Origin of the sequence: Actinomadura sp. 9N407, assembly GCF_044326315.1 — a bacterium.
Classification (GTDB): domain Bacteria; phylum Actinomycetota; class Actinomycetes; order Streptosporangiales; family Streptosporangiaceae; genus Spirillospora.
The window spans coordinates 266,594-285,551 of record NZ_JBIRAW010000010.1 but is presented as its reverse complement, the minus strand read 5'-3'; the positions used below and the strand labels follow the sequence as shown (position 1 = coordinate 285,551).

Below are 18,958 nucleotides of genomic sequence, written 5' to 3'. Positions count from 1 at the left end.
CATCCCCGCTCGTCACACCAGTGGCCGCGCGCGACATGGCTGCACGCTTCAACCGCGCCGACTTCTCCGCCTGGGCCGCTCGGACCCGCGCCATGGGCGGGTGCGCGCAACCGGTGCACCTACGGGGACGGGTGGAGCACATCGACCCACTGACCGGCGAGGTCCTACACCGGTACTCCACTGGCAGGGAGCCGGGCGGAGTCTTGCGGGTGGCGTGCAAAACCCGCCGCGCCTCCCGCTGCCCCTCCTGCGCCGAAACCTACCGAGCCGACACCTACCAACTCGTTCGGGCGGGCCTGACCGGCGGCAAAGGAGTGCCCGAGACGGTGACCGCGCACCCGGCCGCGTTCGTCACCCTCACCGCACCCTCCTTCGGACCCGTGCACGCCCGGCGGGAGAAGCCCGGCGGGACGGTGACGCCCTGCCACCCTCGACGCAACGCGGGCACCTGCCCACACGGACGATCCCTGTCGTGCACGATGCGGCACGGCACCGATGACGGACGGCTCGGCGAACCGCTGTGCGCCGACTGCTACGACTACACCGGCTCCGTCCTGTTCAACGCCCTCGCCCCCGAACTGTGGCGACGGTTCACCATAGCGCTCCGGCGGCGCCTGGCCAAAGCCGCCGGCCTCACCCTCCGCGAACTCGGCGACGCGCTGACCGTGTCATTCGCCAAGGTCGCCGAGTATCAGCGGCGCGGGGTGGTGCACTTTCACGCCGTGATCCGCCTCGACGGGCCCGGCGGCCCGGACGCCGTTCCGCCCGCCTGGGCAACCGGTGACCTCCTCGCCGACGCCGTCCATCAGGCCGCCGCAGCAGTCACCGTTCAAAGCCCGGCCGCGCCCGGCGTCCCGGCACGGTCGCTGGCCTGGGGAACCCAGGTCGACATCCGGGCCATCACCGCCTCGGGCCAGCTGACCGATCAGGCGGTGGCGGGCTACATCGCCAAATACGCCACCAAAGCCGCCGAATGCGTCGGCACCCTCGACCGCCGGGTGCGCGCCACCGACGACGTGGCCGAACTGCCGGTCACGGCGCACGCCCGGCGACTCATCGCCGAATGCCTGCGCCTGGGCGCCCTCGAAGAACTGGCCGAACTGCGACTGACCGACTGGGCCCACATGCTCGGCTTCCGCGGCCACTTCTCCACCAAATCCCGCCGCTACTCCACCACCCTCGGCGCCCTCCGCAACGCCCGCACCGCCCACAACCAACACCAACGCCCCGAGATCACCACCGGACGCCTACCCCTCACCGAAGAAGACCAGGTCCTCGTGATCTCCCACTGGCGCTACCTCGGCCAAGGACTCACACCCGGCGAGGCGCTGCTGACCGCCGCACTCACCGGCCAACCCCTGCCACCCCTCGACCCGATCAACCGCACGCAAGGGAGCACCGCTTGACCGCGTCCACCGCTCGCGACCAGCTCACCGTTCCTCAGCTCTGCGCAGAGCTCCAGATCTCGCGCTCCACGTTTTACGACTGGCGTCAGAAGGGCCGTGCGCCCGTCTGCCTCGTGCTGCCGAACGGCAGTCTCCGTATCCGTCGGCGGGACCTTGACCGGTGGCTGGCTTCCTGCGAGCAGGCCGCCTGATGGCCGACATCACGTATGACGTGCGCATCTACAAGACCGACGTCTACAAGGGCACGCGTGTCACCACGTACACCGTGCGGTGGAAGGTCGGCAGGAAGCCGTGGAAAGAGCCCTTCCGCAACAAGGCTCAAGCGGACAGCTTCCGTTCGTCCCTCCTCAGTGCGGCTCGCAAGGGCGACGCGTTCAGCCTCAAGACCGGCCGTCCCGTGTCGTGGAAGCGGGAAGAGGACTCGCTCACCTGGTACACGTTCTCGCTGGACTACTGCGCCATGAAATGGCCGTACGCCTCCCCCAACCACCGGCGGGGCATCGCTGAGGCCCTGACGGACGCGACAGAGGCTCTGCTCACCTCGTCCAAGAGAATCCCGAGCGGGGTGCTGCTCCGCGAGGCTCTGCGGGCTTGGGCGTACAGCGGACGCTTGCAGAACGGGGGCGAACCACCTGAACATCTGGTTCCGGCGCTGCGCTGGCTGGAACAGAACACCGTCGACATGCGAGACCTGTTGCCGGACCAGCAGGGGCCGCAGATCGCACGGCAGGTGCTCGACCGGCTGAGTCGGTGTCAGGACGGCTCGCCTGCGGCGGGGAGCACGGCGACCAGGAAGCGGGCGACGTTCAACAACGCCATGGAGTACGCCTGCGAGCGGCGGATCCTGCCGGTCAACCCGCTGACGCTGGTGAAGTGGACTCGCCCACGGGTCGCGCAGACTCTGGACCTGCGGGTGGTCGCCAATCCTGACCAGGCACGGCGGCTACTGGACGCCGTTCGCAGTCAGGGCAAGCGCGGTGAGCGCATGGTGGGGTTCTTCGCCGTCATGTACTACGCGGCCCTGCGGCCCGAGGAGGCCGTAGACCTGCGCCGTGACCACCTGGTGAGCTTGCCGGACGATGGGTGGGGCGAGATGCGGCTGACGCACGCTGAGCCCCGTAGCGGCTCCCGGTGGACCAACAGCGGCAAGCCGCGGGACAGGCAGCCTCTCAAGCATCGGGCGCCTGGGGAGACTCGGCCGGTGCCGATCCACCCGGAGTTGGTGACGCTCCTGCGGCATCACATCAAGGCGTTCAACATCCCGGAGGGTGGCCGGCTCTTCGTCGGGCCGCGCGGCGGGATCATGACCGACCGGACGTACCTCAGCGCCTGGCACACGGCCCGTAAGAAGGCGCTGACTCCGCAAGAGGCGGCTTCGCCGCTGGCTGAGACGCCGTACGCCCTCCGACACGCGGCCGTGTCCACGTGGCTCGGGGCCGGGGTTCCGGCGGCTCAGGTGGCCGAGTGGGCCGGGCACAGTGTGGCCGTGCTGCTGCGGGTCTATGCCAAGTGCGTAGCCGGTCAAGAGGACGACGCCAAGCGGAGAATTGCTGAGGCGACCAGGCCAAAGGCGCCTTAGAACTTCGGCACGTATTCGGCACAGACGGCCGTAGGAGACCGCCCAGAGCCGTTAACAGCCGGACACAACGAGAACGGCCCCCGACCGGGTTTTGCCTGGTCAGGGGCCGTTTCTGCTGGTGTGGCGGGTCCAGGGTTCGAACCTGGGTAGGCTAAGCCGACGGATTTACAGTCCGCTCCCATTGGCCACTCGGGCAACCCGCCGTGGCGTCGCACTGCGACGCACTGGAAAGAATAGCGGACCTGGGGAGTGGTCGTGACATCGCAGGGGTGCGGGCGCGGTCGCTACGCTGATGGGGCGCCCGGGACGGGTGAGAGGGGCCCGGTGCGCATCAAGATCATGCCGCCTCGCGGGCGGACTCCAGAGAAGGACTTGGGTGCAATGGCCGACAGTTCGTTTGATGTGGTGTCGAAGCTGGATCGGCAGGAGGTCGACAACGCGCTGAACCAGGCGGCCAAGGAGGTGGGCAACCGGTTCGACTTCCGGAACGTGGACGCGGGGATCAAGTGGTCGGGTGAGGCCATCGAGATCCAGGCGAACACCGAGGAGCGGGCGCTGGCCGTGCTGGACGTGCTGAAGGACAAGCTCGTCAGGCGGCAGATCTCGCTCAAGGCGATCGACCCGGGGGACCCGAAGGTGTCCGGCAAGGTCACCAAGATCGTGGTGGCGCTGAAGGAGGGCATCTCCCAGGAGGACGCCAAGAAGATCGGCAAGATCATCCGGGACGAGGGGCCGAAGGGGATCAAGGCCCAGATCCAGGGTGAGGAGCTGCGGGTCACCTCGAAGAAGCGGGACGATCTGCAGGAGGTCATCGCGCTGCTGAAGGGCAAGGACCTCGACGTGGCGTTGCAGTTCCAGAACTACCGGTGATGAGAAACGCGCCGATCCCCCTCCCCCGCTGAGGGAGACCGGCGCGCTCTCAGTGGTTAGGACGTGGCCGGGTGCCCGCTGGTTCGGGGGAATTCGCGGGAAACATCGTTGGCACCTGTAGGTGACATCAGCGGCGTCCCGCCATGCGTTCCAGCCGGGCCACGCGCTCGGCGGTGGGCGGGTGGGTGGAGAACAGGCGGCCGATGCCGGCGCCGCTGAACGGGTTGGCGATCATCAGGGAGCTGGTGGTGGCCAGTTCGGGGTCCTGCGGGAGAGGCAGCGCGCGGGTGCCGGCGTCGATCTTGCGCAGGGCCGAGGCGAGGGACAGCGGGTCGCCGGTGAGCCTGGCGCCGGCGGCGTCGGCCTGGTATTCGCGGGTACGGCTGATCGCCATCTGGACGACGGCGGCGGCGAGCGGGCCGAGGATCAGCATCATGAGCGCGCCGACGAGGCCGGGGCCGTCATCGTCGTCGGTACGGCCGATCGGCAGGAAGATCGCCAGGTGCGAGAGGTACGTGATCACCGTGGCGATCGCGGCGGCGACCGAGGAGATGAGGATGTCGCGGTTGTAGACGTGCGACAGCTCGTGGCCCAGGACGGCGCGCAGCTCGTTCTCGTCCAGGATCTTGAGGATGCCGCGGGTGCAGCAGACGGCGGCGTTGCGGGGGTTGCGGCCGGTGGCGAAGGCGTTGGGCTGCATCGTCTCGGAGATGTAGAGGCGCGGCATCGGCTGGCGGGAGGACGTGGACAGCTCGCGGACGAGGCGGTAGAGGATCGGGGCCTCGACCTCGCCGACGGGGTGGGCGCGCATGGAACGCAGGGCGATCCGGTCGCTGAAGAAGAACGCGAAGCCGTTGGTGCCCAGGGCGACGATCAGGGCGATCGCCAGGCCCATGGAGCCTCCGAGGGTCCAGCCCACGGCGAGCATCAATGCCGACAGCGCAGCGATCAGTGCCGCGGTCTTGACGCCGTTGAAGCGCACGTCCGTTCGTCCTCCCCGCTGTTGTCCGGCTCTGTCGGACACAACGGGTTGACCTGCCTGAACGTTCCCCTGGTCAGGTGACCGAACGGACGGTCTGCAGCACCAGTTGAGGGGCCACCGAGAGGACGATCGCGGCGGTCAGGGTGGCGGCGACGGCGGCTCTGATGGCGGGGGTGGGACGGGTTTCGGTGGCCGGGCCGACGAAGAGGCGGGCCGCCCAGGCCAGGTAGTAGTAGAGGCCGATGACGGTGTTGATCGCCATGATCACGGCGAGCCAGGTGACGCCGCCGGCGACGGTGGCTCGGAAGACGACCACCTTCGCGAAGAGGCCCATGACGCCCGGCGGGAGGCCCGCGAGGCAGATGAGGAAGAAGGCGAGGGCGGCGGCGGTGGCCGGGTTGTTGCGGGCGAGGCCGCGGAAGTCGTCCAGGGTCGCGTTGCGGCGGTACGCGGTGACGACGGCGAACGCGCCGAGGTTCATGACCGCGTAGAGGGCGACGTAGGCGGTGGTGGCGGCGACGGCCTCGGGGAGGCGGTGCGCGCCGACCGCGAGCGGGGCGATCATGTAGCCGGACTGGGCGACCGAGGACCAGGCCAGCAGGCGGATGGCGGTGCGCTGGCGGAGGGCCAGCAGGTTGCCGAGGGTCATGGTGATCGCGGCGATGATCGCTATCACCGGGCCCCAGACGTGGCCGTACGAGGGGAAGCCGAGGGCGAGGACGATCGCGAGCCCGGCGAAGCCCGCGGCCTTGGAGATCACCGAGAGGAACGCGGCGATGGGGAGCGGGGCGCCCTGGTAGACGTCGGGGGCCCAGAAGTGGAACGGGACGGCGGCGACCTTGAAGCCGAAGCCGACGAGGACCAGGACGATGCCCACGGCCGCGACCGGGTCGAGGTCGGCCGGGAGTTTCTCGAGGGCGGGGGCGATCCGGTCGAGGTGCATGGCGCCGGTCGCGCCGTAGATCATGCTGATCCCGAACAGCATGATCGCGGCGGAGACGACCGAGACCAGGAACAGCTTCAGCGCGGCCTCGGACGCGGCGCCGTCGTACCGGCGCAGGGCGACCAGGGCGAACACCGGGAGCGAGAGGGTCTCCAGCGCGACCACGAGCAGGATCAGGTCGCGGGCGGCGACCAGGGTGAGCGCCCCGACGATCGCGGCGAGCAGCAGGAAGTAGTACTCGCCGGCGGGCATCCGGGCCTCGGTGATCTCCCGGAACGACAGCAGGACGACGATCACGGCGGCGGCCAGCACGATGCCCTGGAAGAGCAGGGTGAAGTCGTCGGAGACGTACGAGCAGGAGCGGGGGCCGTCGCCGCGCAGTTGCGTGGGGAGGCAGAAGGTGGCCCGGCGGTCGCCCTGGGCCAGGACGATCACCGCGGCCAGGCCGAGGAGCAGGGCCGCGCCGGCGAGCAGGCCCAGGAAGCGGCGGGGCACGTCGAACGCGTCCGCCAGGAGGAGGGCGACCGCCGCCAGCGCCAGGATCAGCGGGGGCGCGATCGCCGCGTAGTCGATGCCCTGGATCAAGTCAGCCGCCTCCGAACAGTGCGCGGACCGGCGCGGTGGTCACGTCCAGCAAGGTCTTGGGCCACAGCCCGACGAGCAGGACCAGGGCGATCAGCGGGGTCCACGCCGCGTACTCGTACGGGGTGATCGCCGCGACCGGAGCGCCGGTGGGGTCGGAGCGGCGGCCGTGGGTGATCTTGGCCAGCAGGCGCAGGAAGTAGGCGGCGGTCAGCACGGCGCCGAGAGCGGCGACGGCCATGAACGTGACGAACGTCTCGCGCGGGAGGCCGGAGTGGGGACGGTACGCGCCCACCAGGGCCAGCATCTCGCCCCAGAAGCCGGCCAGGCCTGGGAGCCCGAGGCTGGCGATCGAGGCGAACGTGAGGAACGAGGCCAGCCGGGGCGCGGTGCCGAGCATGCCGCCGCCGAGGGCGTCCAGGTCGCCGGTGCCGTACCGGTCCTTGATCGCGCCCGCCAGGAAGAACAGCAGGCCGGTGATCAGGCCGTGCGCGATGTTGCCGAAGAGCGCGGCGTTGATCCCGACCGGGGTGAGGGTGGCGATGCCGAGCAGGACGAAGCCCATGTGGCCGACGGAGGAGAACGCGATCATCCGTTTGAGGTCGCGCTGGGCCAGGCAGGCGAGCGCTCCGTACACGATCCCGATGACCGCGAGCAGGCCCAGGTACGGCGCCCAGAATTCGGCGCCCTCGGGGGCCGCGGGCAGGGCGACGCGGACGAGGCCGTACGTGCCCATCTTCAGCAGGACGCCCGCCAGCAGCACCGAGCCGACGGTCGGGGCCTCGGTGTGCGCGTCGGGCAGCCAGGTGTGCAGCGGCCACATCGGGGCCTTGACCGCGAAACCGAGGCCCATCAGGAGGAACGCGACGATCTGGACGCCGTGGGTGACGCCCGCGCCGTGCCGGGCGGCCAGCTCGGTCATGTCGAGGGTGCCCGCGTTGACCGCGACCAGCAGCATCCCGGCGAGGAGGAGGCCCGAGCCGAGCAGGGTGTAGAGGATGAACTTGTACGCGGCGGCGCGCCGCCCGGGGCCGCCCCATTGCGCGATCACCAGGTACATCGGGATCAGGACGATCTCGAAGAAGACGAAGAACAGCACCATGTCGAGCGCGACGAACGTACCGAGCAGGCCGACCTCGAGGAGCAGCAGCAGCGCGACGAGGAGGCGGGCGGAGCCGCCGGCCGGCGGGTGCTTGGTCAGGTGGACGAAGCACAGGAACGTCAGCAGCGCGGTCAGCACGACCAGCGGCAGCGAGATCCCGTCGGTGCCGAGGTGGAAGCGCAGCCCGATGGCCGGGGCCCATGCCCGGTCGACCTCCAACTGCATCCGGGACGGCGCGGAGTAGTCGAAGGCGGTGACGGCGTAGATCGCGACCGCGAGGGTCGCGCCCGAGACGCCGAGGCCGTACCGGCGTACGGCGGTGTCGCCGGTGAGGAAGCGCGGCAGGAAGGAGGGCGGGACGAGCAGCAGCAGGGCACCCGCGAGGGGGATCGCCGCCAGCAGAACGAGGATCACAGGAAGATCACCACTCCGGCCGTGATGATGACGACTCCGGCGAGCAGTCCGGTCAGGTAGGTCTGCGGGTTGCCGTTCTGCGGTATCCGCAAGGGGTCGGCGAGCCTGCGCGCCCCCTTGGCGACACCGACCACCACGGCATCGATCCCACGGGTGTCGAACGTGACGACCAGCCGCGCGAGAGCCCGCATGGGCTGGACGATGACCAGTTCATAGGCCTCGTCCACGTAGAAGGCCCGCGCGAAGACCGTACGAGCCGGGCCCAGCGCGCGCGCGGGATCAAGGGCCGGATCCTTGTTCCAGAACAAGAAAACTGCCCCGCCCCCAGCGACCAGGAAGACAAGGCCGAGAAGGGCCGCTCCCACGTGCGGACGCAACTCGGAGGCTCCCAGGCCGAAGAAACCGAGGATCGCGGCCGGTACGGCGAGCGCCGCCACCGTCCAGGACATCAGGGCCGGTGCTTCCTTGATCTCGTACGAGCCGCGCGGCTCGCCGAAGAAGGTCAGGAGCCAGGTCCGCATCGCGTACGCGGCGGTCAGCGCCACCGTGAGCAGCAGCCCGACGTAGATGATCCAGGCCGCTCCCCCGGGGATGTCCGCGCCGTGCAGGGCGGCGTGCTGGGCGGCCTCGATGACCGAGTCCTTGCTGAACCAGCCGCTGGTGGGCGGTACCCCGGCGAGGGCGGCCAGTCCGATCGTCATCGACCAGAACGTGATCGGCATGTTCTGCCGCAGCCCGCCGTAGTCGCTGAGCATGTTGGACCCGGCGACCAGGATCACGCAGCCGGCCGCGAGGAAGAGCAGGGCCTTGAACGCGCCGTGCGTGAGCAGGTGGAAGATCGCGCCGATGTCGGCACCGACCGCCAGGCCGGCGGCCATCACCGCGAGCTGGCTGATCGTGGAGTACGCCAGCACCCGTTTGAGGTCGTCCTGGGCCAGCGCGGCGAGGGCCGAGCCGACCATCGAGATCACCGCCAGCAGGCCGAGGACGGTCAGCGCCGCCGGGGCCTCCAGGAACACCGGGAACAGGCGGGCGACGACGTAGATCCCGGCCGCGACCATCGTGGCCGCGTGGATCAGCGCGCTGATCGGGGTCGGGCCGGCCATCGCGTCCGGCAGCCAGGTGTGCAGCGGGAACTGCGCGCTCTTGCCCGCGACCCCGGCGAGCAGTAGCAGCGCCGCGACCGTGACCGTCGTGTGCGGCATCTCGCCGACCCGGTCGAGCACGCCGTCGACCGTGAACGTTCCGGCACCGAGCCCGAGGACGATGATCCCCAGCAGGAAGCCGACATCGCCCAGCCGGGTCACCAGGAACGCCTTGACGGCGGCCCGCGAGTTGGCCCGGTCCTCCCAGTGGTGCCCGATCAGGAAGTACGAGCAGATGCCCATGACCTCCCACCCCGCGTACAGGAGCAGCAGGTCGCCCGCGTACACCACCAGCAGCATCGCGGCGGTGAACAGCGAGACGAACCCCGCGTACGAGGAGTAGCGCGGGTCCTTGGCCATGTAGGCGATCGAGTAGAGGTGCACGGCGAGGGCGACGCAGCAGACCATCAGCCCGACGGCCGCCGCGAGGCCGTCCACTTGGAGGCCGATCTCGATCTGGACGGTGCCGGTCGGGATCAGCGCGAGCGTGCCGGTGCGGGCGCCGGGATCGCGCCAGACACCGAACGCGACGATCGCGGCGAGCACCGTGGCCACGGCCATCGGCAGACAGGCGAGGAGGGCGGGGCCGTTGCGCAGCGGGGAGCGTTCGGCCGTCTGCGCCGCGTCCTTCCACTCGCGCTCGGGGACGCGCGGGCCGCCACCAGGGACGGGGCCGGTCGTACGGACGCGCAGCAGCCGGGAGAGCCGGGGGCCGAACAGGAACCCGGCGAAGGCGGCGGCGAACGGCAGCAGGATCACCAGCGAGGCGGACGCGATCATCGGACGGCGCCCTCCTCGGTCAGCGCGGCGGGTTCCGCGCGTTCCTCGACGGCCTCGGACGCGGGACGGACCGTGCCGTCCTCGGCCAGATCGCGCAGCCGGTCGATGTCGATCGTGCCGCGGTTGCGGTAGAGCAGCAGCACGATCGCGAGCCCCAGGCCGATCTCGGCCGCGGCGATCACGATCGTGAACAGCGTCAGCACCTGCCCGCCGTGCAGCTGATCGCGCAGCCACACGTCGAACGTGACCAGGTTGAGGTTGACCGCGTTCAGCATCAGCTCGACCGACATCAGGACGAGGATGGCGTTGCGGCGGGCGAGTACCCCGTACACGCCGATCGAGAACAGCAGCGCGGCGACCACCAGGGGATAGGCCAGGTGCATCAGCGCTCGTCCTCTCCTGCGTCAGCGGCGGGACCAGGGTCCGAAGCGGGCTCGGAAGCCGGCTCCGGCGCGGCCTCCGGAGCCGGAGTCGGAGTCGGAGTCGGAGTCGGAGCGGGAGTCGGAGCCGTCTCAGGGTCGGGAGCAGGCCCGGGGCCGATGTCGGAACGGGACAGCACGATGGCGCCGACCAGCGCGGCCAGCAGCAGCACCGACAGCACCTCGAACGGCAGCACCCACGTACGGAAGACGCCCGCGCCCAGCGCCTCCGCCGATCCGCCGCCCGGAGTCAGCGGCGTGTACGCGTCGTGGAAGCCCATCACCATCACCGTGACCAGCACGGCGGCGGTCGCGACGGCCACCGCGAGCGCGGCCCAGCGGTTGCCGGAGTCCAGGTCAGCCGACTCCCCGATCGGGGCCCGGGTCAGCATGATCCCGAACAGCAGCAGGACGATCACCGCGCCCACGTAGATCAGCACCTGGACCCAGGCGACGAACTCGGCCGTCAGCACCAGGTAGCCGCCCGCCAGCGCACCGAAGGAGACCACCAGCCACAGCGCCGCGTGCACCAGCTTGCGGGTCGTGACCACCAGGATCGCCGACCCGACGGCGACCACGCCCAGCAGCGAGAAGACGATCTCCTGCCCGGTCATGGCCGGCCCCGCGCGCCCCTGGCCCCGCCGCGCTCGGCGGCGGTGACCTCCTTGGGCGGCTCGGCGCCGGGATCGTGCGCCTGCGGCGGCGGCACCGTCCACATCCACTCGCGCAGCCGGTCGCGCTCGTGCGTGAGCTCGCCGATGTCGTACTCGGCGTACTCGAACTCCGGCGACCAGAACAGCGCGTCGAACGGGCAGGCCTCGATGCAGATCCCGCAGTACATGCACAGCGCGAAGTCGATGGCGAACCGGTCGAGCACGTTGCGCGTACGGGCCCGGCCGCCGCCTTCGGCGGGCAGCGTCTCCTTGTGGGAGTCGATGTAGATGCACCAGTCCGGACACTCGCGGGCACAGAGCATGCACACGGTGCAGTTCTCCTCGAAGAGCGCGATCACCCCCCTGCTGCGCGGGGGCAGATCCGGCTGCACCTCGGGGTACTGTCGCGTGATGGAGCGTCGTGTCATCGTCCGAAACGTGACCGCCAGCCCCTTGGCCAGCCCGCCTCCTGGTAGCCGTCCCACAGGACACCATGATTCCGTACTCAGGGCCGCGGGGGAACGTAGTGGCCCCTGCGTTCGTCGAACCAGGCGTGAGCGGTCGGCTCCGATCGCTCACCGAGGCGTGAGGGAGGCGACGTGAGTCACAGCGTGGGCGGCCCTTACGACCAGGACGGCGACCCGAACGAGACGTCCCCGGGACGCCCTTCGTACCCGCCCCGCCCACCGGGTCCGGCGCAGCCGCCGAATCTCGCGAAACCACCGAACATGCCGGGCCGGCCGCCCGTGCCGGGGCCGCCGCACATGCCGGGGCCGCCACCGCCGCCGATGACACCGGCCTGGCGCCGGCAGTACCCGATACCCCCGCAGCCGCCGCCCCCGCCGCAGCCGATCCCGATGTTCCCCCCGGCACCGAGCGAGCCGCGCGGCATCCTGTGGGCGTTCGTCCCGTTCCTCAGCTTCGGCTTCGGTACGCCCTTCTCGTTCCTGTACGCGGCGTTGCGCCGGCAGTCGTGGAACCTCGGCGCCACCGCGACCGGGTACGGCGTCGCGACCGGCAGCGCGATGGTGATGGCGGCGTCCGGCGACCCCGTGCTCGCCGCGCTGAGCGCCATCATGTTCCTGATGCTCTGGGTCTCCGGCAGCGTGCACGCCTTCGCGGTGCGGCCGTCGATCTTTCCGCGCGCCGCCCCGCAGAACCAGCGCAACGAGCACGCCATCAAGCTCGCCAAGTACCGCCGCATCCTGCGCGAGGACGCGCGCACGCTGGCCGGCGAGGACCCCGCGCTGGCCCATGAGCTGCGGATCGGCCGGCCCGACCTGCCGCGCGGCTACGACGACGGCGGGCTGATCGACGTCAACCACGCGCCGCCGGAGACGCTCGCCCTGCTGCCCGGCCTCGAGGAGACCCTGGTCGAACGCATCGTGCGGCACCGCGAGGAGCATGGCGGCTTCTTCTCCGCCGAGGAGCTGGCCGTCGACGTCGACCTGCCGCCCGCGCTGCTCCCCCAGCTGTCCGAGTACGCCATCTTCCTCCCGTAGCCCGCCTTCCGTTGAGAGCGCCGCCTGGGGCGGTCAGGCGATGGCTACGGTGATGACGCCGGTCAGGGCCAGTTGGGCCAGGGACAGCGGGACCAGGTAGACCCAGGCGAGCTTCTGCAGCTGGTCCTCGCGCATCCGGGGGTAGCTGACCCGGAACCAGATGACCACGAACGCCAGCGCGGCCGTCTTGAGGAGCGTCCACAGCCAGCCGAGCTCGGTGTCCAGGAACGGGCCGTTCCAGCCGCCCAGGAACAGCACGGTGGTCAGCGCGCACAGCACCACGATGCCCGCGTACTCGGCCAGGATGAACAGCGCGAACCGCAGCCCGCCGTACTCGGTGTACGGGCCGAAGATGATCTCGGAGTCGGCCACCGGCATGTCGAACGGCGGCCGGCGCAGCTCGGCCAGCCCGGCGATGAAGAAGACCACGCCGCCGACCGCCTGCCAGGGCAGCCACCACCACTGCCACTCGTTCACGATGCCACTGAGCGACAGCGTCCCGGCGGCCATCGCGACCGAGGAGGCCGCGAACACCATCGGCAGCTCGTACGACATCAGCTGGGCGGCGACCCGCATCCCGCCGAGCAGCGAGTACTTGTTGGCGCTGGCCCACCCCGCCATGATCGCGCCGATCACGCCGACGCCCATCACCGCCAGCGCGAAGAACAGCCCGAGCCCGAGGTCGAGGGCCACCTGGCCGCCGGGGCCGACCGGGATCACGATCAGGACCAGCAGGTACGGCACGAGCGCGATGGCGGGCGCCAGCTTGAAGATCCGGCGATCGGCGTCGCGCGGGATCACGTCCTCTTTCTGCGCGAACTTCACCCCGTCGGCGACGAGCTGGGCCCAGCCGTGGAAGCGCCCGGCGTACATGGGGCCGAGGCGTCCCTGCATGTGCGCCATGACCTTGTGCTCGGCCTGCCCGACCAGCAGCGGCAGCACGGCGAACGCGGCGGCGACCAGCGCCAGCTTGATGACGATCTCAAGCATGGGGACCCCAGTCGTCCGGTACTCCCGGCGGGCGGACGCGGCGGCGGCTGGGCGCGCCCTCGCCCGACTCGCCCGGATCCTTCGCGCCCGGCCACGGTTTGGCCACGCGCGCGGCCAGCACGAACTCCTTGCGCAGCGGATGCCCCTCGAAGCCGTCGGGCAGCAGCAGCGGCTTGAGATCGGGATGGCCCTCGAAGACCACACCGAACATCTCGTACGTCTCGCGCTCGTGCCAGCCGGCGCCCCGGTAGATCCCGGTCGCGGTCGGCAGGACCGGTGCCTCTCGCGGTACGCGGGTACGGATCAGCAGGTGATGGCGCCGTTCCAGCGAGTAGACGTGCACGACGATCGCGAACCCGTCGTCCAGCTCGTCGACGCCGGTCAGCCAGTCGAAGAAGTCGCAGGACAGCTCGTCGCGGGCGAAGGCGAGCGCATCCAGCCAGGTCTCGGACGGCACGCCCACCGCGAGGCCGCCGGTGGTCTCCTCGCTGGTCACCTCGTCCCCGTACCGCCCGTGCCAGGCGCCGGTCAGCTCCGCCGCCGTGTTCTTCCCGTTCACCGGCCGGTCCGTCCGCTGCCGTCGTCGGTGTCGTCTATTTCGTCGCTGTCGTCGGTGTCGTCGGTCAGGCCGGGGATGATCGACGGGTCGTGGTCGCGTTCGCGGTCCTGCTCACGTTCCCGCTGCCGGTCGCGGGCTCTGGGCCGGCGGCGCGGCGCGGCGCGTCCGGCCGACGGTCGCGCCTCTTCCCCGGACTCCTCCGACTCCCCGGACTCCTCCGGCTTCTCGGACTCCCTCGGCTGAGTCTCTGCGGCTTCCGTGGCCTGCTCCAGCTCCACCGTTTCGTCCGGAAGGTGCTCAACGGGGATGGTGATGTCGTCGGGTGCCGCTGACGGTACGGGCGCGTCCGGCTCGTCGACCGGGGTCACCGGCTGAGTCATGTGGGTCGGGCCGCCCGGAGGCTCCCGGTGCTCGCCCCTAGCCTCCGGCTCGTCCGGCGCCACGGGCCCGGCCTGCCTGCCCGGCGCCCCAGGCTCGGCTGAGGTCATCGGCTCGGCAGACTCGTCCGGCGCCACCGATTCCGCCGACCCTGCCGGCTCGGCGGGCTCGTCCGGGAGCGTGGTCAGGCCGATCGTCGGGATGTCGTCCTGGGTCGGCGGCGGGGGCTGGATCGGGCGGCGCAGGACGGTGGCCGAAAGCGGACGGGGCGGCGGGGCGGGCGCGACGGGCTCGCCGCCGCCGTTGTAGCGGTCGCCCAGCGACTCACCGGCGATCTTCTCCTGCAGCCGGACGATGCCGTGCAGCAGTGCCTCGGGACGGGGCGGGCAGCCCGGTACGTAGACGTCCACCGGGACGATCTGGTCGACGCCCTTGGTGACGCAGTAGGAGTCCCAGTACGGGCCGCCGCAGTTGGAGCAGGCACCGAACGAGATGACGTACTTGGGCTCGGGCATCTGCTCGTACAGCCGGCGGACGGCGGGCGCCATCTTGTCGCTGACCGTGCCGGAGACGACCATCAGGTCGGCCTGGCGCGGCCCTGGCGCGAACGGGATCACGCCGAGCCGGATGAAGTCGTGCCTGCTCATCGAGGTGGCGATGAACTCGATGGCGCAGCAGGCCAGGCCGAAGTTGAAGACCCAGAGCGAGTAGCGGCGGCCCCAGTTGAGGACGAACTTGACCGGCTTGGGCGCCAGCCGCGACACCGGCCCGATGCTGGGCGGGGGAAGGTCCACTGCGCTCATCGGCTCGCTCCGCTGGTGCTCACAAGAGCATTCTTACAGCCCGCACCCGGCCGGCCAGAAGGCGTGCGCGCGAGGATCAGACCCACGACAGGACGCCCTTCTTGCCCGCGTACAGCAGGCCGGTGGCCAGAAAGCCCAGGAAGACGAACATCTCCCCGAGGGTCGTCATGCCATAACCGGGGTCGGAGAAAATCGTGGCCCAGGGAAACAGGAAAACCGCGTCGACGGCGAAGACCACGTACAGGTAGGCGAACACGTAGTAGCGGACGTAGGACTGCGCCCAGCCGTCACCGACGGGGTCCACGCCGCATTCGTACGTGGTGAGCTTCTCCTCGGTGGGACGGTTCGGGCGCAGCATCCGGTTGGCGCCCAGCCCGCCCCCGACGAAGACCGCGCCGACCAGGGTCAGCGCGACAACGGCGAGGTATCCGTCAAAATAGTCAGGCACGCCGACCTCCCTGGTTCCAGCGTCAAGTATCCCTGAGTGCACAGTGAACCGGCGCCCCGGCCGCGCATCTAACCGGTTGAGCGGATTGTCCGCCTTTGCTGCAAACTAGAGAGCCATGTGGGGTCAGTTGACCTGGAAGGACGTGACCGGATGAGCAACCCTCCGCCTCCACCGGGCTGGGAGCCACCCGCTGGACCCTCGTGGCCGCCGCCTCCGCCGGCGGGACCGGGTGGGCCGCCAGGCCCCCCGCCGCCCGGGCCTGGTGCTCCCGGGCCGGGTGGTTTCGGCGGACCCAACACCCCGCCGCCGTTCCCGCCGCCGCCCGGACCCGGAATGGGACCGCCCGGACCTGGGATGGGGATGCCCGGACCCGGCATGGGGATGCCCGGCCCCGGGATGATGGGGCCGCCGCCCAAGCGCGGCGGCAGCGGTGCTCTCATCGGCATCATCGTCGGCGGCGTGCTGGCCGTGGTCCTGATCATCGTGGCGGTGGTCGTCGTGGTGGCCATCAACAGCGGGCCGTCGACCAAGGAGCGGCTGACCCTCGCCTCGAACGAGTTGAACACCGCGCGCGCCGTGACGTACAAGGGCTCGTTCAGCGCCGGCTCCGACAACCTGCGGGGCGAGATGCTCGTCACAAAGGGCGGCCGCGCCACCGGGCAGGTCGACTGGACCGGCGACAACGTGACGGTGCTGTCGGCCGAGGACAAGGTGTTCGTCAAGGCCCCCAAGGACTACTGGGAGGACAAGCTCACCTCGACGGTGGCCGAGCGGTTCCTCAAGGAGGGCGAGCAGTGGGGCCAGGTCAGGGAGAGCGAGCTGAGCGTGAAGTTCCATGAGGACCTCACTCCGGCGGCCCTGGCGACCGAGATGCGGCGGCTGGCGCTCCGCACCGGCCTCACGTCGACCGAGACCACCGTCGGCGGCGAGAAGGCGCACAAGATCAGCACATCGCTGACCACCTTCTACGTGTCCGATGGCGAAGAGCCGGAGCTGCTGCGGTACGAGAAGGGGTCCTCGCCGCGGGTCTCGGCGGACGTCACCGTCCAGTCCACCCGGGACGGCTCGGGGCCGATCGGCCAGATGCGCACCACGATGGGCGAGCTGACCGACTCCTTCGACGCGGGCACGACGGCGAGCAACGCGGCCAAGCCGGAGTTCGTCTCCTGCGACAAGGGCGGCGCGCCGTGCACGGTGAAGGTGAGGGTCTCCAGTACCCGCACCGGTGACAGCTCCGTTCAGGTCAAGGTGAACTTCAAGCTGACCTCGGAGCAGGGCGGCGGCCGGCACTACGGGAACTGCGAGGCCACCGGCACCGTGACCGGCCTCACTCCCGTGACCGTCCAGTGCACGATCTCCGGTGGTGACTGGGCCAAGCACGGCAAGAAGGCCCGCCGCGTGTGGGTGTCGGCGGCGCCGATGGCGATCGCGGCCACCTCGGCCGATGTCCGGGCCCTCCAGCAGGGGCTCGACGCCGAATAGCGGTCCGGTGAGTGCCGGACGATCAGTGGTCCTGCTGCGAGGGCTCGGATCGTCCGGCACTCTTATGTCTGTGATGCCGGTTGTCAGCAGAATGAGCGCCGAGTGAGCGTCGACCGCGGGGGGCGGCCTCCGCTGGGTCCCCGACCTGCCGATCCGGGACGCGGAACGGCTCCGCCGCCGCTGTCCCCGCCTCCTCCGCCGCCTTTGTGGGCGCCTCCGCCCGAGGGATCGCCGCCGCCGATGGGGCCCCCGCCGACGGGTCCGCCGCAGCCGGGTCCCCCGCAGTCGGGGCCGCCGCAGTCGGGGCCGCCGATGGGAGCGCCGCCCCTTCCGTTCCCGGGTCCGCCCAACGGCGACAGGCGGCAGCGCAACGGCCGCTCGAAGCGCCGGCTGGTGATCGTCGCGATCGCGGTCGTGGCCGTCACCGCCGCCATCGTGGCGTTCGGCGTCATGGCGACGGGCGGCGACGAGGCCCGCGAGCCCGGCGGGACGGCCACCCCCACCCCGGCCGCCTGGACCAAGGAAGCGGGCCGCCAGCTGACGGCGCTGCCGGGTCTCCGGTACGACGGGACCGTCACCATGAACGGGCAGCCCGTCCAGTTACGGCTGAAGGTGACCCGCTCGGGCCTTGCCACCGGAACGCTCACGGCCGGCACGACCGGCGCGGTGCAGGCCGACCTCGTCACCGCGGGGGCCTCCACGTACGTCAAGGGGAGCTCGGTCTTCTGGCGCACCTACACCGAGGAGGCGGCCCGCGCCGACAGCTTCGCGAACCGGTGGACCAAGGTCCCCGCGTCGTTCCCCGGCCTGGCCTCCGTACGGGACGTTCTGGGGCCTGAGGCGATCGCCGAGGCGCTGACCAAGGCGACCCGCAAGCCGGCGACCGTCAACGTCGGTGCGACCCCCGCGTACCGGGTGAAGACCTCCAAGGCCGACTACTTCCTCGCCACGGCGTCCCCGCACCAGCTGCTGCGGGTCCAGACGGGCGGCCAGAACGGCCCGCCGCTCGCCGTGGCGCCGCTGGCCGACCCGGCATTGGCGTTCCGGCAGATGCGGCCGCGCGTCGCCGCGCTGGGCGGGGCCGCCGATCCGGCGCTGCGCTTCCAGCCGGGCAAGCCGGAGTTCATCAACTGCAACGAGAACACGAGGGGCTGCACGCTGAGCGTGCTCGCGACGCTGACCGTCCCGGCCGGTTCCGTACCGGAGGGTGCCCGGGCCGCGCTGCTGGCCACGATCACCACCGAGGGCCGGACGCTGGGCCGCTGCACCGCGTCGGTGGCGGTGCCCGCCGACCGCCGGGCCACGCTCCGCTGTACGGTCGCCACCCGCGGCTGGCGGACCTGGATGCAGGCGGCCCAGGACGATCCGGGCGCGCACCGCTACGAGGCGCACGCCCGCGTGATCGGCGAGGCCGTGGCCGCCGCCGACCTGACCAGGCTGCTCGGCCTGGTCGACAAGGAGAGCGCCGCCCTGGTGCCGTCGGGCGGCGCGTCCAGCGAGCCGCCCGTGGCCGGTCCGTAGCCCGCCGAGGGCAGGCCGCGAATCGCTCGTACAGGACTGTGGCCTGCCTGATTCGGGGCCGGATGGACCGCGCCATTTTGGCTCTGTCTATAGTTCGGGGCGTGAACTCCGTGCCACCGGGGAGTCCCGGCTCCTCATCCGACCTCCCGCGGCTCGTGCGGCGCCTTCACGTCGATCTGTGCCGGATGGCCAGTTGCCTGTGTTCGGAGTGAACTCGGGGGACCGTCCAGGTCGTACCACCGGATAGGACCTGCCCGATACCCGCGGAGTCGCACCGCCTCGTTCCCGAAGTGATAATTCTTGTGTTACGGGGTCGCGACTCCCTGGAAGAGGGATGTCACATGACGGGCGGAGACAGGGCTGGCCACTCGCCCCCCGAGAAGAGCATTCCATCCCGGAC

18 protein-coding genes, 1 tRNA gene and 1 pseudogene are annotated in these 18,958 nt (G+C 70.8%); 8 read left to right on the top strand and 12 right to left on the bottom strand.

All coding sequences use genetic code 11. The features are described from left to right. Positions 1 to 35: 35 nt before the first annotated feature. The 3 genes from ACH34Q_RS18775 to ACH34Q_RS18765 are packed head-to-tail and all read left to right on the top strand — an operon-like array spanning position 36 to position 2,985. Positions 36 to 1,406, top strand: coding sequence for a replication initiator (locus ACH34Q_RS18775; protein ID WP_395984286.1), 1,371 nt, complete (start codon positions 36 to 38; stop codon positions 1,404 to 1,406). Continuing rightward, positions 1,403 to 1,597, top strand: a complete 195-nt coding sequence (locus ACH34Q_RS18770; RefSeq protein WP_395984244.1) for a helix-turn-helix transcriptional regulator — start codon at positions 1,403 to 1,405, stop codon at positions 1,595 to 1,597. Before ACH34Q_RS18775 ends, ACH34Q_RS18770 begins: the two co-directional genes overlap by 4 nt. Continuing rightward, a complete protein-coding gene (locus ACH34Q_RS18765; protein WP_395984243.1) occupies positions 1,597 to 2,985 on the top strand; it encodes a tyrosine-type recombinase/integrase in 1,389 nt (462 codons plus the stop codon). The genes ACH34Q_RS18770 and ACH34Q_RS18765 overlap by 1 nt, the downstream gene beginning before the upstream one ends. Positions 2,986 to 3,106: 121 nt before the next feature. Here ACH34Q_RS18765 and ACH34Q_RS18760 read toward each other — a convergent pair. Then, positions 3,107 to 3,188, bottom strand: a tRNA-Tyr gene (locus ACH34Q_RS18760). 178 nt (positions 3,189 to 3,366) lie between these two features. Here ACH34Q_RS18760 and ACH34Q_RS18755 point away from each other — a divergent pair. Further along, positions 3,367 to 3,855, top strand: coding sequence for a YajQ family cyclic di-GMP-binding protein (locus ACH34Q_RS18755; RefSeq protein ID WP_395984242.1), 489 nt, complete (start codon positions 3,367 to 3,369; stop codon positions 3,853 to 3,855). 127 nt (positions 3,856 to 3,982) lie between these two features. On the opposite strand, the gene htpX is transcribed toward ACH34Q_RS18755, so the two are convergent. From htpX to ACH34Q_RS18720, 7 genes are all read right to left on the bottom strand, one after another. Beyond that, a complete protein-coding gene (gene htpX / locus ACH34Q_RS18750; RefSeq protein WP_395984241.1) occupies positions 3,983 to 4,837 on the bottom strand; it encodes a zinc metalloprotease HtpX in 855 nt (284 codons plus the stop codon). A gap of 73 nt (positions 4,838 to 4,910) precedes the next feature. Then, positions 4,911 to 6,365, bottom strand: coding sequence for an NADH-quinone oxidoreductase subunit N (locus tag ACH34Q_RS18745; RefSeq protein ID WP_395984240.1), 1,455 nt, complete (start codon positions 6,363 to 6,365; stop codon positions 4,911 to 4,913). 1 nt (position 6,366) lies between these two features. After that, a complete protein-coding gene (locus ACH34Q_RS18740; protein ID WP_395984239.1) occupies positions 6,367 to 7,878 on the bottom strand; it encodes a NuoM family protein in 1,512 nt (503 codons plus the stop codon). Next, on the bottom strand, positions 7,875 to 9,803 hold the full coding sequence (locus ACH34Q_RS18735) for an NADH-quinone oxidoreductase subunit L (RefSeq protein WP_395984238.1): 1,929 nt from the start codon (positions 9,801 to 9,803) through the stop codon (positions 7,875 to 7,877). The genes ACH34Q_RS18740 and ACH34Q_RS18735 overlap by 4 nt, the downstream gene beginning before the upstream one ends. Further along, a complete protein-coding gene (gene nuoK, locus ACH34Q_RS18730; protein ID WP_395984237.1) occupies positions 9,800 to 10,186 on the bottom strand; it encodes an NADH-quinone oxidoreductase subunit NuoK in 387 nt (128 codons plus the stop codon). The genes ACH34Q_RS18735 and nuoK overlap by 4 nt, the downstream gene beginning before the upstream one ends. Further along, positions 10,186 to 10,836: an NADH-quinone oxidoreductase subunit J gene (locus ACH34Q_RS18725; protein WP_395984236.1), complete on the bottom strand. Its 651-nt coding sequence runs from the start codon at positions 10,834 to 10,836 to the stop codon at positions 10,186 to 10,188. Before ACH34Q_RS18725 ends, nuoK begins: the two co-directional genes overlap by 1 nt. Further along, complete coding sequence (locus ACH34Q_RS18720) at positions 10,833 to 11,303, bottom strand: 4Fe-4S binding protein (protein ID WP_395984235.1); 471 nt, start codon at positions 11,301 to 11,303, stop codon at positions 10,833 to 10,835. Before ACH34Q_RS18720 ends, ACH34Q_RS18725 begins: the two co-directional genes overlap by 4 nt. A gap of 171 nt (positions 11,304 to 11,474) precedes the next feature. On the opposite strand from ACH34Q_RS18720, the gene ACH34Q_RS18715 reads away from it, so the two are divergent. Continuing rightward, positions 11,475 to 12,377: a ComEA family DNA-binding protein gene (locus ACH34Q_RS18715; protein WP_395984234.1), complete on the top strand. Its 903-nt coding sequence runs from the start codon at positions 11,475 to 11,477 to the stop codon at positions 12,375 to 12,377. Between the two features lie 33 nt (positions 12,378 to 12,410). Here ACH34Q_RS18715 and nuoH read toward each other — a convergent pair whose 3' ends face one another. The 4 genes and pseudogenes from nuoH to ACH34Q_RS18695 form a co-directional block, all read right to left on the bottom strand. Continuing rightward, positions 12,411 to 13,367 carry an NADH-quinone oxidoreductase subunit NuoH gene (gene nuoH / locus ACH34Q_RS18710; protein ID WP_395984233.1) on the bottom strand — a complete coding sequence of 319 codons (957 nt, stop codon included), beginning with the start codon at positions 13,365 to 13,367 and terminating at the stop codon, positions 12,411 to 12,413. Next, entirely contained in the window at positions 13,360 to 13,926 is a 567-nt protein-coding gene (locus tag ACH34Q_RS18705) for an NADH-quinone oxidoreductase subunit C (RefSeq protein WP_395984232.1), read from the bottom strand. Before ACH34Q_RS18705 ends, nuoH begins: the two co-directional genes overlap by 8 nt. Before the next feature lie 698 nt (positions 13,927 to 14,624). Continuing rightward, positions 14,625 to 15,107 (bottom strand): annotated as a pseudogene (locus tag ACH34Q_RS18700) (NADH-quinone oxidoreductase subunit B); the annotation flags it as partial. Positions 15,108 to 15,183: 76 nt separating this feature from the next. After that, positions 15,184 to 15,555 carry an NADH-quinone oxidoreductase subunit A gene (locus tag ACH34Q_RS18695; protein ID WP_395984231.1) on the bottom strand — a complete coding sequence of 124 codons (372 nt, stop codon included), beginning with the start codon at positions 15,553 to 15,555 and terminating at the stop codon, positions 15,184 to 15,186. A gap of 354 nt (positions 15,556 to 15,909) precedes the next feature. Between ACH34Q_RS18695 and ACH34Q_RS18690 the strand changes: the two genes are divergently transcribed. The 3 genes from ACH34Q_RS18690 (at position 15,910) to ACH34Q_RS18680 (ending at position 18,770) form a co-directional block, all read left to right on the top strand. After that, positions 15,910 to 17,037, top strand: coding sequence for a hypothetical protein (locus ACH34Q_RS18690; RefSeq protein ID WP_395984230.1), 1,128 nt, complete (start codon positions 15,910 to 15,912; stop codon positions 17,035 to 17,037). A 312-nt stretch (positions 17,038 to 17,349) separates the two neighbouring features. Further along, a complete protein-coding gene (locus tag ACH34Q_RS18685; protein WP_395984229.1) occupies positions 17,350 to 18,558 on the top strand; it encodes a hypothetical protein in 1,209 nt (402 codons plus the stop codon). 62 nt (positions 18,559 to 18,620) lie between these two features. Further along, entirely contained in the window at positions 18,621 to 18,770 is a 150-nt protein-coding gene (locus ACH34Q_RS18680; protein ID WP_395984228.1) for a putative leader peptide, read from the top strand. Positions 18,771 to 18,958 lie beyond the last annotated feature (188 nt).

Coding starts and splice junctions, on each gene's coding strand:
- nuoK (WP_395984237.1), bottom strand. CDS start 10,186: ATGCACCTGGCCTATCCCCTGGTGGTCGCCGCGCTGCTGTTCTCGATC.
- nuoH (WP_395984233.1), bottom strand. CDS start 13,367: ATGCTTGAGATCGTCATCAAGCTGGCGCTGGTCGCCGCCGCGTTCGCC.
- ACH34Q_RS18720 (WP_395984235.1), bottom strand. CDS start 11,303: ATGACACGACGCTCCATCACGCGACAGTACCCCGAGGTGCAGCCGGAT.
- ACH34Q_RS18690 (WP_395984230.1), top strand. CDS start 15,910: ATGGGGATGCCCGGACCCGGCATGGGGATGCCCGGCCCCGGGATGATG.
- ACH34Q_RS18725 (WP_395984236.1), bottom strand. CDS start 10,836: ATGACCGGGCAGGAGATCGTCTTCTCGCTGCTGGGCGTGGTCGCCGTC.
- ACH34Q_RS18775 (WP_395984286.1), top strand. CDS start 36: ATGGCTGCACGCTTCAACCGCGCCGACTTCTCCGCCTGGGCCGCTCGG.
- ACH34Q_RS18680 (WP_395984228.1), top strand. CDS start 18,621: ATGGACCGCGCCATTTTGGCTCTGTCTATAGTTCGGGGCGTGAACTCC.
- ACH34Q_RS18685 (WP_395984229.1), top strand. CDS start 17,350: ATGGGAGCGCCGCCCCTTCCGTTCCCGGGTCCGCCCAACGGCGACAGG.
- ACH34Q_RS18755 (WP_395984242.1), top strand. CDS start 3,367: ATGGCCGACAGTTCGTTTGATGTGGTGTCGAAGCTGGATCGGCAGGAG.
- ACH34Q_RS18735 (WP_395984238.1), bottom strand. CDS start 9,803: ATGATCGCGTCCGCCTCGCTGGTGATCCTGCTGCCGTTCGCCGCCGCC.
- ACH34Q_RS18765 (WP_395984243.1), top strand. CDS start 1,597: ATGGCCGACATCACGTATGACGTGCGCATCTACAAGACCGACGTCTAC.